Here is a 12,422-nt window from a genome sequence, read left to right on the forward strand (position 1 = left end):
GGTCCATGTGGAAGGTAATGCTTGTAGAGGACGAAACGTTCGTGCGCGAATCCGTCAAGGAAATTATTAGATGGGAGGACATGGGCTTTACGCTGACCGGAGAGGCAAGCAACGGGGAGGAAGCTATGGAAATGATCCGCAAAGAGCCGCCCGACCTTGTTTTATGCGATATCGTGATGCCCAAGATGGACGGGCTTGCGCTGCTTAAGGAAACGAGACGAGCGGGCATCCCCTCCAAATTCGTCATGTTGACATGTATGGGCGACTTCGAATCCATGCGTCAAGCGATGGAGTATGGCGCGTCCAACTATATACTTAAGCTGTCGATGAGCGTCAAGGATCTTAGGGAGACGCTGGCGAAGATCAGCGCGGAGCTGTCTTCGTCCAGACCGTCGGGCGAGCATGCGAACACGGACGGAACGCCCGAATCGATGAGAAGAGGGCCGAAGCCCGCGAATCCCCTGGAAAAAATCACGCATCCCGAAGTCAAGAAGATCATTCAATTCATTGACAGACATTATGCGGAGGAAATTTCGCTGGCCTCGTTGTCCAAGTACGTCATGATGGGAGAGAACTACGTCAGCGCCTTGTTCAAAAAGAAGACGGGAGAGACGTTGATTCATTACCTGCATCGGATCCGCATCGAAAAAGCGATTGAGCTGCTGAGGACGACAGAACTCCCCGTTAACCAGATCGGGCAAAATGTAGGTTTCATGAATGACAACTATTTCATCAAAATTTTCAAACGAATGACCGGAACGACGCCAAGTCAATACCGACAGTTCCAATAGAACGATTTGGTTCGCAGGCTCAAAGAGAACGATTGCAAAGTACAAAGTTATGTTCCATCGGATTCGTGATTTTGTTACTTATAACGTTCCCTGCCGTCTTGCTATCCTTGATGTGCATCACCCAATACAAGACATTCAAGGAGGTCGAAAGCTTGTGACTAAAAAAACATGGTTCGCCGGCATGGCATCGCTCGTCATCGCTTCGGGCGTTCTGGCAGGTTGTTCGAGTAACGGAAACACCGTTAATACAAATACGGATACGGGGGTTTCTCCATCGGCGAGCATGCCTGCTGCAAACGGCGAGAAGGTCAAGCTGAAGATGTGGGGAGGCGTGCCGCCGGAATCGGGACCGCAAGCCGTGGTTGATGCCTGGAACAAAGAAAATCCGAATATACAGGTGGAATACGTGCGGTACGTAAACGACGACGAAGGCAACCTGAAGCTGGATACGGCAATGATGACGGGCCAAGATGTCGACTTGTTTGTCAACTATACGCTCTCTAACACCGCGAAACGCGTGGAGTCGGGCCTGGCGTTGGATTTGAGCGGCTTTACCGACTACAATATTGAAGAGAAGATGGGTCCGGATTCCGAGGGCTGGAAGATCGATGGGAAGTTCTACGGCGTGCCGACAACGAAAAGCGCGTTTTTTGTCGCCTTGAACAAGGACGCGTTGGATGCGGCCGGACTTGAAGTGCCGAAGGACTGGACTTGGAACGAGCTGCGCGAATATGCGACGAAGCTGAAGTCCGGCGATGGTTATGGCTTTATTCAGCATACGGAGCCATATGTCGACCCCATTGACTCCGTTCTGTCGCAAGACGGCTACACGAAGGCGGATGGCACCTCCAACCTGGATCATCCGCTTGTAAAGACTTGGCTGGAGACACTAAACGGCATGATGACGGCCGACGGGTCCACGCCTCCGCTCGGTGAACAGTTGACGTCCAAAATGCCTGTAGAGCAAGAATTTCTGAGCGGCAGCGTACCGATGCTTAACATTGGCGCATGGCTGCTTCGCAGCTCCAACAACTTTACAGACTTCCCGCGCGACTTCCAAATCGCATTTGCCCCGGTTCCGCGATTGACCGAGCAAGCGTCGGATTATACGACGCGCGGCGGATTGGGAGATTACATCTCCATTAATGCCAAGTCCAAAAATCAAGCCGCAGCTTGGGAATTTCTGAAGTGGTATGCAGATGGCGGAATGGCGCCGATGACTTCCGGAGGCAGACTCCCGGCTTCCAAGGATGCCGATCAAGCTGTGGCACTCGACAACCTGCTTGGCGACAAAGCCGACACCTACGATTTGGACTCGCTGATGTATGTGATGTTCGAGAACGAGGCGCCGACCTATGTCAGAAGCTTGCCGAAGGAAGTGATGGATATGCGGGCTCAGGAATACGAGAAATATTTCCTTGGCGCGCAATCGATTGACGACACTCTCGCCAAGATGGTAGAGCGTCATAACGAATACTTGAAACAAAACAAATAGAACAATTTGATGAACAGCGCAATCAAAGCCGCCCTCCAGGGCGGTTTTTTTGTATGAAATCGTGGGATCAATCCGGTAGATATGTTCATTACCGACAGGGTGAACGGTTGATAAACTTGACGTATTCCATGATGAAACGAGGATCAGACGCATGACTAATAACTGGATGAAAAAACAACGGATGCTCGGCTACCTTTTTATCGGGCCCAACATGCTCGGCGTGTTGCTGTTTTTCCTGATTCCGGCGGTGTTTTCGTTCGGACTCATGTTCACGAACTATAAGTTCATGAATCCGAAAGTCGATTTCGTGGGCTTCGATAATATTGCCAGACTAATGAAGGACCCCATGTTCTACCTGTCGCTTAAAAATACGGTTATCTTCCTGGCAGCCGTGCCGGTCTCCATCGGGCTTGGCTTCATCGTTGCGGTGGCGCTCAATCAAAAGATCTACTTGAAGAAGCTTCTGCGGGGCATGTACTTCATGCCGTACATTACGAGCGGCGTCGCCGTCGCGTTTGTCTGGATGCTGCTTTTCCATCCCAAGCAAGGTCCGATCAACGGCCTTCTTCGCAGCATCGGCATCGACAATCCGCCGGGCTGGCTGTCGACGACGACCTCCTCCATGTTTGCGATCGATATCATTTGGATTTGGTTCATGCTCGGCTACAACATGATCATCTATCTGGCTGCGCTCCAAGAGGTTTCGCAGGAGCTGCTGGAAGCCGCCAAGATCGACGGGGCGAAGCGGGGACAGATTGTGTGGAGGATCATATGGCCGCTCGTCAGTCCGACGACGTTCCTGCTGCTCATCACCGGTCTCATTATGACGATCAAGACATTCGGTATTATCCAGGCGATCACGCAGGGCGGTCCCGGCAACAGTACGACGATTCTCTCATTGTACGTGTATCAAAATGCCTTTCGTTACTACGATATGGGCTATGCTTCGACGCTCTCCTGGGCTTTGTTCGTTGTCATCTTGCTCATCACGCTCATCCAATGGATCGGGCAAAAGAGATGGGTTCACTACTAACTTCATTAGGGGGAGACAACATAGATGGAAACGTCCAAAAACTACCTGTCGTCCAGTGTGGTCAAACGCTGGGGCCTGACTGTCATTATGCTGTTCCTGGCCATCATTATGATCGTCCCGTTCCTATGGATGATCAGCACGTCGCTCAAGACGCCGGCTCAAGTATTCGAATATCCCATCAAGTGGATTCCTGCCGATCCTACCTGGGAACATCACGTCAAGGTATGGACGGGCGCCAAAAGCTTCGGCACCTATTACTGGAACTCGCTCAAAATCTCCATCATCGGCATGTTCGGCGCGACGTTCCTGTCCGCTTTCGCCGCTTATGGCTTCGCCCGGATCCAATTCAAAGGACGTGATCCGCTGTTTATGGTGTACCTGTCCATGATGATGGTGCCGCCTCAAGTGCTGTTCGTGCCCAAGTTCATCATGTTCGAATGGGCGGGCATTTATAACACGCATCTGGCGCTTATTCTGCCAGGGTTTTTCACGATTTTCGGGGTGTTTATGCTCCGCCAGTTTTTCCTCTCGATACCGAACGAAATTACGGAGTCCGCGTTCATCGACGGGGCAGGGCATCTCCGGATCTTCTTCCAGCTCATCCTGCCGCTTGCGAAGCCCGCGCTTGCGACGCTTGCCGTTATCGATTTCTCCTGGCATTGGAACGACTACGAGAACGCTCTCGTGTTCTTGATCGACGAAAGCTTGTATACGGTGCCGCTTGGACTCCAGAACTTCATTTTGGAAAACACGGTCGACTACAACGGCATGATGGCCGCCGCGTCGGCAGGCATTTTGCCCATGATCGCGGTATTCGTTATCGGTCAACGTTACATTATCCAAGGTTTAACCAATTCTGCGGTCAAAGGATGAAAGAAGATGCGTAACAAACTGCGGGGATAACGTTCAATAGCGGATTGGCGGAAGTGCCTTCTCTCCTTCAAATGTTCACCGAATGTTCACTTATGCGGAGGGGGATGCCCTCGCTATAATGACAAAGGTAAAGGGAGAGGATGAGGGAACGTGCCTGAAACAAAAAGAGAAGAACTGTATTTTGGACTCATGATGTGTACTGGAATGGTCGTGTTTATGACGTTCTACAATCTGGCGACGCACGGCTTGCTTGGTTCGGTGTCCGCGCTCGAAATTATCGTACAATTAGCTGCGGCGTTCGTCGTGGCCATACTGCTGGAAATGTTTGTCGTGGGTCCTTTGGCTCACAAAGCGCTTAGGGTTTTGCCGATTAACAAGTCAAAAAAAGCGGCTGTTATGATCTCGCTTGCTTGCATGATGGTGACCGGCATGGTCCTGTTGATGTCGCTGTTCGGCTGGCTGATGTCGCACGGAGCGGATCTCGCCGCAAGTCCGCCGTTTCTACCCGGTTACTTCCAGCTTGTGCTGCGCAACTTCGTATTCGCGCTTCCGCTTCAACTGCTCGTCGTAGGGCCGCTGGTGCGATATTTGTTCGGGACGATCAAAAGAAAGAGCTCATGAGCAAGGGAACCTGTGCGGTTGCCGTTTAATACATCTTCGGACGGCATTGTCCGTCATACGAATTAAAAAGGAATGGGAGAACGGATCAAACGTTCTTCCGTTCCTTTTTTCGTTACTACTTAGGTACCTGGCAAAATGGGAGTTCCGTGAAAGGCTTGGGATAGCGAAGAAAGAACGGGAAGGCGTTGCTTGATCAAAGTGGAGACCACGCCCCGCAAGCGAGCAAAGACCTTCGCCCCCTGCTCTGTGCGAAACGATCCCGACACCTTCTGCTTGAACTTGACCATACGCAAATCGCGTTCGGCCTGGTTGTTGTAAAACGGAATGCAGGGACGCCAAAGAAACGAGAGAATTGCCTCTTTGTGAAGCGACAGACGTTCTCCCAGATTGCTAGCTTTGCTTTTAATCGCACGCCCCTTGGTGCATGTCTCGGTTCGCACTTTGTCCTGCGTCCATTCGCGTTCACCGTCTTCGAGGATTGTACCGTAGCGCGTTCGCAGGGAGTTAATGACTTCCGGATCAAGTGGCATCTGCCTGTTACGGGAGGCGACCGCGAGCTGCCAACACTCTTTTAGCAGGTCGGCCATCTGCTGGGCCCACTTATGGCCATCATACTCCGCGTTTCCGATGCACTCCCGATGCATATGCGCGTTGCACAGAGCATGCTTAAAGGGATACCTTTCATTGAAGTACCCGCTCATACAGTCATGGACGACTGTCCCGGTATAACGGGGCAGGATGCCGATGGCATCGATGGCGACGCCTCCGCGTTTGGCATGCACATGGAGCCGCGTATACGCTTCATCGGAAATGACATGCATCCACTTTGTTGTTCCCTCTACGCGGCAGCCCGTCTCATCCACATGCACCTTGACTTGTTTCAGTAAACGTTCCTCGATCGTTTGCTCGACAGGGGCCAGCACATCGAAAGCGGTCTCTAAAAAGGAAAGCAAGGTTCCCTCTGGGACGGTACGTCGTCAGATCTTTCACGAGTTGGGCGATCCGATCCAGCGGCAGCATGTGATACGCATGCAAATAGACGGTCCACGCGGCAAGGCCGCTACCGTATTGCACCGGCGCCGTGACGCGTGCGGGGAACGCGGCGCGCTGCATTCGTTGGCAGTGGGCACAGTAGCGTTTTTCCGCGCGAAACTCCGTCGTTTCCATGCGGGGAAACGGAAGGTCGAACACTTGACGTTTCTCCATCCCTGCACTCACAACGCCCGCCAACGAACCTGAACAGTCGGGACATAACGTCTACTCGCAAACAATGATATGATCGGGATCTGCTACGAGATGCAGCGTCGTGCCTGGATGTCCTTTTGGCGCTCCTTTTTTCCCACCTGGCGTTCGCAGGCTCGTCGGCTTACGCAGACCATCGCTGGAGGGAGGATTGCTGCTGTTATGACTCTGCAGAGCGACTTGACGCTCCAACTCATGAACACGAGTCTCCAACTGTTGGATGCGTTCCGCTTGTTTTTCGTTCATATCTAGGAGCGATTGGACGAATGCCGCGATTTCCGGATCGCCTTTACAAATCGTGAGCACTTGTTCGGGCGATAGTTTCATTTAACCTTTTTTCTCGTACGGAACCGCAATAGAACGTTATTTTTCACACAAGAGAGAAGGACATTACAGCTATTTATTCGGATAAGATGATAGGGGAAGCGTCAATGAACCATATCGATGAACTGTTGTGCGGAGCGGGACAACGGCATATTGCGCATGGTCATTAGACCGACATGGGTCGGCGGGAGCTGCACGTCGAGCTTGATCTCGAAGAGGGATCCTTCCTGCAGCTCATTGGCGACAAATTCCTTGGTGACATAAGAGATGCCAAGCCCCTTGCGAGCGAACTCGATAAGCAGGTCAACGCTGCCGACCTCGATTTCGGGTTTAATGGTATAGCCATAATGCTGGAACAACTCGTTAATCGTCATCCGGGCCCGGCTGTTGCGCGAAAACAGAATGATGGGATGCTGAAGCAGCTGCTCCAGCGACATCACTTGATCCTTCAGCTCCGAATAACCGGCGCCTGCTACGAAGCAATCCTGAAGCCTGATGCTCTCGCGCACCTCCAGCTGAGAGTCGCCGATCGGCATGCGCACGACGCCAAGATCGATGCGGCCTTCCTTCAGGAACGTGATAACCTCGGGCGTCGTGCCATGGTTGAGATGGAGCTTGATCCCGGGATAGCGACGATGGAAGTCCTCCAGATACGGCAGCAAATAATGTTTGAACAACGAATCGCTGCCGCCTACGCGGAGCTCGCCGCTGTCGAGATTTTTGAGCGCGGCCATTTTCTCTTCGGCCAAAGTGATCAGAATTTGGGATTGCTCGATGTACGAATATAGGATGGAGCCTTCCTGGGTTAGCGTTACGCCCTTGGAGGTCCGGTAGAACAAGGCCATGCCGAACCGATCCTCCAGCTGCTTTACCGCATGGCTGACGCTGGGCTGGGTCAAATATAATGCGGCTGCGGCCTTCGACAGGCTGCCGGTTTTCGCTGCCCAGTAGAATACTTTATACAACTCGTGGTTGTTCGATATAGACATGGACGATGGCTCCCGTGACTTGTATTCACCATATTTATAAAGGTTACTAGCATTATATCGGAATGGTTCATGCGATTCAATTGCAGATTAACAGGAAGCTGAGGGATTAAAATATGCGCATGACATTCCGCTGGTTCGGAGAGGGCAATGATACGGTCCCTCTTCGTTATATTAAACAAATACCAGGCACGGACGGCGTCGTCTGGTCGCTTCATGATCTGGCGGCGGGGGAAGAATGGCCGATGGACCGCATTCTGGAGATGAAGTCGCTCGCGGAGAAGGAAGGGCTGCACATCGACGTGGTCGAGAGCGTAAATGTTCATGAGGATATCAAGCGGGGACTGCCTTCGCGCGATATCTACATCGAACGGTATATCAACACCGTTCGTAAGCTGGGACAGGTTGGCGTAAAGGTGATCTGCTATAATTTCATGCCGGTCTTTGACTGGCTGAGGACGGATCTGCACTGGCGAATGGAGGACGGCTCGACGGCGATGTTTTACGGGAAGTCCGTGATTGAAGGAGTTGATCCGCGGCAGCTGGCGGCCACGATCAACGCCAATCCGGCGTTTACCATGCCGGGCTGGGAGCCGGAGCGTTTGCTCCATATGGAGGGATTGATTCGGTCTTATCAAGACGTCTCGGAAGAACGGCTATGGGGGAATTTGGCTTACTTCCTGGAGGCGGTTGTTCCTATTGCGGCGGAGAATGGCATCCGGATGGCCATTCATCCCGATGATCCGCCATGGCCCGTCTTCGGGCTGCCGAGGCTGATGACCTCGCAGGCCAATTTGCGCAAACTGCTGAAGCTGTACGATCATCCCTCCAACGGCATTACGCTGTGCAGCGGATCGCTTGGCGCCAATCCCGACAACGATATCATCTCCATGATTCATGAATTCAGAGATCGAATTCCGTTCGCGCATATTCGCAACGTTCGCCGTTTCGGCAATGGCGACTTCGTCGAGAGCTCGCATCGGACCTCGGACGGATCCGTCGATATCGCGGGCATCGTCAAGGCGTATCATGATATCGGATACACGGGATACGTCCGTCCCGATCATGGGCGTCAAATCTGGGACGAATCATGCAGGCCGGGGTACGGCTTGTATGACAGGGCATTGGGCATTATGCATCTATTAGGGTTATGGGACGGCTACCAATATGCGAAGAGCACGGGGGGAGACAGAGGACATGACGATTAAATTGCAGCCCATTCACGAATCGTTACACGGCAAAGTTGCAGTTGTTACGGGAAGCGCGGGCGTTTTGTGCAGAGCGATGGCGATCGAGCTTGCCAGGCAAGGAGCTAAAGTTGCCATCTTTGGCCGGACGGCGGAGAAAAACGAAGCTGTCGTAAATGAGATTGCCGTTAACGGCGGAATCGCAATCGGCGTCGTTTGCGACGTGACGGATATCGACAGCGTGCGGGAAGCAGGACGGGTCGTCCTGGAAAAGCTGGGTCCCTGCGACATTCTCATTAATGGCGCGGGAGGCAATCATCACAGCGCGAATACGACAAACGAGACTTATGCGCCGGAGGATCGTACGGCCGAAGGCGTAACGAGCTTCTTCGATCTTAGCATTCCGGCCTTCAGGAACGTGCTCGATCTCAATTTCGTGGGCACGCTGATCCCGTCCCAGGTGTTCGCGGAGCAGATGCTGGACCGTCCAAGTCCGGTTATTATCAATATTTCGTCCATGAGCGCGCCGTCTCCGATGACGAAGGTGCCGGCCTACAGCGCGGCCAAAGCGGCTGTCGACAATTTTACGCAATGGCTGGCCGTCCATATGGCGGAAGCGGGCATTCGCGTCAATGCGATCGCGCCCGGTTTTTTCCTGACAGAGCAAAATCGCAAGCTGCTCGTGCAGGAGGACGGCTCCTTGACGCCTCGCTCCGGCAAGATCATTGCCCATACCCCGATGCGCCGCTTCGGCAAGCCGGAGGATCTGCTTGGCGTGCTGCTATGGCTCGTCGACGATACGACATCGGGCTTCGTTACCGGAACGACCATACCGGTAGACGGGGGATTTATGGCGTATTCAGGCGTATAGCCGATTTTGTTCGAATAACCTCTGCACGCGTTTATTCGCGGCAGGGGTATTTGGCGAGAACGGAAACCGGATATGAAGCTTTCATTTAGCTATAGATCATATGTATGGCTACTGTGAAATATATCAATTACTTGTATGGCGAGGAAACGTATTATAGTGGAATTACGAAATCGATTGGCAAGATTTATTTAAAGCGAGGGAACAGCCTCTCAAGGAAAGGAAGTACGAACAAAATATGACGATAACAAAAACGATTGAACAACTGGCAATCGACACGATCCGTACGCTGTCCATCGACGCGATCAACGCGGCGAATTCCGGACACCCGGGCCTGCCGATGGGAGCGGCGCCGATGGCGTACGCGCTGTGGGCTCAGAAGCTTAAGCATAATCCGGGCCACTCGAAGTGGTTCAACCGCGACCGCTTCGTGTTGTCCGCCGGCCACGGATCGGCGCTGTTGTACAGCTTGTTGCATCTGACCGGTTACGGGGTATCGCTCGACGACGTGAAAGGCTTCCGCAAGCTGAACAGCTTGACGCCGGGCCATCCCGAATTCGGCCATACGGACGGCGTTGACGCTACGACGGGGCCGCTGGGACAAGGCGTCGCGATGGCGGTAGGCATGGCGATGGCGGAAGCGCATCTGGCTGCCAAGTTCAACAAGGATGGTTTCCCGGTCGTTGAACACTATACGTATGCGCTTGTCGGCGACGGCTGCCTGATGGAGGGAATCTCCTACGAGGCGATGTCGATGGCTGGCCACATGAAGCTGGACAAATTAATCGTGTTGTATGATTCGAATGATATCTCGCTTGACGGAGAGCTGGCGCTTTCCTTCGGGGAAGGCATTCAGAAACGCGCGGAATCCGCTCACTGGCATTACATCCGGGTCGAAGACGGCAATGATATCGAAGCCATCGCCGGCGCGATCGAATCGGCCAAGAGCGCGGGCAAACCATCGTTGATCGAGGTTCGCACGGTAATCGGGTACGGCAGCAAAGTCGCCGGCACGAACAAGGCGCACGGCAACCCGCTCGGCATGGAAGAAGCGAAAGCAACCAAGAAGGTATATGGCTGGGAGTATGAGGAAGACTTCTATGTACCGGAGGAAGTGAAGGCGCATTTCGCGGCATTGAAGGAGCAAGGCGCAGCGGCGGAAGCGGAATGGAACGAGCTTGTCTCTAGTTACGGCAGCCAATATCCGGAGCTGGGTCAAGAGCTGGCGCTAGCCATCGAAGGCAAGGCGCTGATCGATGCTTCCGACATTCTGACGTTCGATACATCCAAGTCGATCTCGACTCGCGTGGCAAGCGGCGAAGCGATCAACCACTACGTGAAGCTGGTTCCTTCCATCTTCGGAGGAAGCGCCGACCTGTCCCACTCGACGATGACGGACATTAAAGGCGAAGGCAAATTCGCGGTTGATTCTTACGCGGGACGAAACGTCTACTTCGGCGTTCGGGAGCACGCGATGGGCGCTGCCGGCAACGGCATGGCGCTGCATGGCGGCGTGAAACCGTTCGTCAGCACGTTTTTCGTTTTCAGCGATTACCTGCGTCCTTCCATTCGTCTGGCGGCGCTGCAGAAGCTGCCTGTGACGTACGTATTCACGCATGATTCCATCGCCGTAGGCGAAGACGGCCCGACTCACGAGCCTGTCGAGCATCTGGCGGCACTGCGCACCATTCCTGGTCTGACGGTCATTCGTCCATCCGATGCGAACGAAACGGCTAGCGCTTGGGCATACTCACTAGTGCAGAATGACGGTCCTGTCGCGCTTATTCTGAGCCGTCAAAACCTGCCTATCTTCGAAGAGACGAAAGGCAACATCGAAAACGTGGCGAAAGGCGGCTATGTGCTGTCTCAAACCAACGATCAGCCGGACATCATTTTGATTGCCACGGGCTCCGAAGTATCCCTTGCGGCAAGCGCCAAGGCGGCTCTCGAGCAGGAAAATGTATCCGTCCGCGTCGTGGCGATGCCAAGCCGCGAGTTGTTCGACCGCGCGCCGCAGGAGTATAAGGAAAGCGTGCTTCCAAGCTCGGTGACCAAGCGCGTGGCGATCGAAGCCGGCATATCGCTTGGCTGGGACCGCTTTACGGGTCCGGCGGGCAAGGTCGTCTCCATCGATACGTTTGGCGCTTCCGGCCCTGGCGGCGAAGTGCTTGCCTATTTCGGGTTCTCGACCGATAACGTCGTGCGCGTGGCCAAAGAGCTTTTGTAGAAGTTGTTAAACACGAAGTTATAGTATACGCTACTATTGACATAACTAACCAAAAAACCATTTAGGGGAGGCAACAACAATGAAATTTTTTATCGATACGGCTAATGTGGAGCAAATCAAAAAAGCGTACAAAGTCGGCGTTTTGTCCGGCGTAACGACAAACCCTTCGCTCGTGGCGAAAGAAGGCGTAAAGTTCGAGGACCGCATCGCGGAAATTTTGCGCGAGGTGCCGGGCGTAGAATCCGTATCCGCTGAAGTAACGCCGGACGCCGAGACGGCGGAAGAGATGATTGCGCAAGCGAACGAGCTGATCAAGATCAACGACAACGATCCTAACATTACGATCAAACTCCCGATGACGCTTGCCGGCCTCGAAGCATGCCGCTATCTGGCGGACAAAGGCGTTAAAACAAACGTTACGCTGATCTTTACCGTTAACCAGGCTTTGCTGGCAGCTCGCGCTGGCGCAACCTACGTGTCGCCGTTCCTGGGACGTCTCGACGATATTTCCGAAGATGGCGTGCAATTGATCGTAAAGGTAGCCGAGCTGTTCCGCATTCACAACCTGGATGCTCAAATCATCGCGGCCTCCGTCCGTCATCCCGATCATGTGACGCGCGTTGCCATGGCAGGCGCTCATATCGCGACGATTCCGTTCTCCGTTATCGAGCAAATCTCCAAGCATCCGCTTACGGACCAAGGACTCGCGAAGTTTGCGGCTGACTGGAAGACTGTACTCGCATAAGAAAACCTCTATCGAGGCCTCTCGACGATG

At 53.5% G+C, this 12,422-nt stretch carries 11 protein-coding genes and 2 pseudogenes; 9 read left to right on the top strand and 4 right to left on the bottom strand.

Going from position 1 to position 12,422, the window contains the following annotated elements:
• The first annotated feature begins 5 nt into the window (after positions 1-5).
• From H7F31_RS16840 to H7F31_RS16860, 5 genes are all read left to right on the top strand, one after another.
• Entirely contained in the window at positions 6-791 is a 786-nt protein-coding gene (locus H7F31_RS16840; RefSeq protein WP_187099721.1) for a response regulator, read from the top strand.
• Between the two features lie 154 nt (positions 792-945).
• Positions 946-2,286, top strand: coding sequence for an ABC transporter substrate-binding protein (locus H7F31_RS16845; protein WP_261800020.1), 1,341 nt, complete (start codon positions 946-948; stop codon positions 2,284-2,286).
• 151 nt (positions 2,287-2,437) lie between these two features.
• On the top strand, positions 2,438-3,319 hold the full coding sequence (locus H7F31_RS16850; protein ID WP_187099722.1) for a carbohydrate ABC transporter permease: 882 nt from the start codon (positions 2,438-2,440) through the stop codon (positions 3,317-3,319).
• A gap of 24 nt (positions 3,320-3,343) precedes the next feature.
• Positions 3,344-4,192 (top strand): carbohydrate ABC transporter permease, encoded by an 849-nt coding sequence (locus H7F31_RS16855; RefSeq protein WP_187099723.1) that lies wholly within the window; start codon positions 3,344-3,346, stop codon positions 4,190-4,192.
• A gap of 150 nt (positions 4,193-4,342) precedes the next feature.
• Positions 4,343-4,813: a DUF2798 domain-containing protein gene (locus H7F31_RS16860; RefSeq protein ID WP_187099724.1), complete on the top strand. Its 471-nt coding sequence runs from the start codon at positions 4,343-4,345 to the stop codon at positions 4,811-4,813.
• Positions 4,814-4,932: 119 nt separating this feature from the next.
• Here the strand turns inward: H7F31_RS16860 and tnpC are convergent.
• The 4 genes and pseudogenes from tnpC to H7F31_RS16880 form a co-directional block, all read right to left on the bottom strand.
• Positions 4,933-5,772: pseudogene (gene tnpC, locus H7F31_RS16865) on the bottom strand (IS66 family transposase); the annotation flags it as partial.
• Positions 5,669-6,055 (bottom strand): annotated as a pseudogene (locus H7F31_RS34595) (hypothetical protein); the annotation flags it as partial. The pseudogenes tnpC and H7F31_RS34595, both read right to left, overlap by 104 nt.
• 15 nt (positions 6,056-6,070) lie before the next feature.
• Complete coding sequence (locus H7F31_RS16875) at positions 6,071-6,382, bottom strand: DUF6444 domain-containing protein (protein WP_187099727.1); 312 nt, start codon at positions 6,380-6,382, stop codon at positions 6,071-6,073.
• Between the two features lie 101 nt (positions 6,383-6,483).
• Positions 6,484-7,362 carry a LysR family transcriptional regulator gene (locus H7F31_RS16880; RefSeq protein WP_087571073.1) on the bottom strand — a complete coding sequence of 293 codons (879 nt, stop codon included), beginning with the start codon at positions 7,360-7,362 and terminating at the stop codon, positions 6,484-6,486.
• Positions 7,363-7,481: 119 nt separating this feature from the next.
• Between H7F31_RS16880 and uxuA the strand changes: the two genes are divergently transcribed.
• The 4 genes from uxuA (at position 7,482) to fsa (ending at position 12,392) form a co-directional block, all read left to right on the top strand.
• Positions 7,482-8,573, top strand: a complete 1,092-nt coding sequence (gene uxuA, locus H7F31_RS16885) for a mannonate dehydratase (RefSeq protein WP_187099728.1) — start codon at positions 7,482-7,484, stop codon at positions 8,571-8,573.
• The gene (locus H7F31_RS16890; protein WP_397372488.1) at positions 8,563-9,423 is read left to right on the top strand and encodes an SDR family oxidoreductase; all 861 of its coding nucleotides are present in this window, start codon (positions 8,563-8,565) and stop codon (positions 9,421-9,423) included. The genes uxuA and H7F31_RS16890 overlap by 11 nt, the downstream gene beginning before the upstream one ends.
• A gap of 241 nt (positions 9,424-9,664) precedes the next feature.
• Positions 9,665-11,647 carry a transketolase gene (gene tkt, locus H7F31_RS16895; protein ID WP_187105399.1) on the top strand — a complete coding sequence of 661 codons (1,983 nt, stop codon included), beginning with the start codon at positions 9,665-9,667 and terminating at the stop codon, positions 11,645-11,647.
• A gap of 79 nt (positions 11,648-11,726) precedes the next feature.
• Complete coding sequence (gene fsa, locus H7F31_RS16900; protein WP_187099729.1) at positions 11,727-12,392, top strand: fructose-6-phosphate aldolase; 666 nt, start codon at positions 11,727-11,729, stop codon at positions 12,390-12,392.
• The last annotated feature ends 30 nt before the right edge of the window (positions 12,393-12,422 follow it).

It is taken from the genome of Paenibacillus sp. PAMC21692 (assembly GCF_014303795.1).
Taxonomy (GTDB): Bacteria; Bacillota; Bacilli; order Paenibacillales; family Paenibacillaceae; genus Pristimantibacillus; species Pristimantibacillus agaridevorans.

What these genes read in the sequence shown, in the direction of transcription:
- H7F31_RS16840 (WP_187099721.1), top strand. Translation starts at nt 6, where the DNA reads ATGTGGAAGGTAATGCTTGTAGAGGACGAAACGTTCGTGCGCGAATCC.
- H7F31_RS16850 (WP_187099722.1), top strand. Translation starts at nt 2,438, where the DNA reads ATGACTAATAACTGGATGAAAAAACAACGGATGCTCGGCTACCTTTTT.
- H7F31_RS16855 (WP_187099723.1), top strand. Translation starts at nt 3,344, where the DNA reads ATGGAAACGTCCAAAAACTACCTGTCGTCCAGTGTGGTCAAACGCTGG.
- H7F31_RS16875 (WP_187099727.1), bottom strand. Translation starts at nt 6,382, where the DNA reads ATGAAACTATCGCCCGAACAAGTGCTCACGATTTGTAAAGGCGATCCG.
- uxuA (WP_187099728.1), top strand. Translation starts at nt 7,482, where the DNA reads ATGCGCATGACATTCCGCTGGTTCGGAGAGGGCAATGATACGGTCCCT.
- H7F31_RS16890 (WP_397372488.1), top strand. Translation starts at nt 8,563, where the DNA reads ATGACGATTAAATTGCAGCCCATTCACGAATCGTTACACGGCAAAGTT.
- fsa (WP_187099729.1), top strand. Translation starts at nt 11,727, where the DNA reads ATGAAATTTTTTATCGATACGGCTAATGTGGAGCAAATCAAAAAAGCG.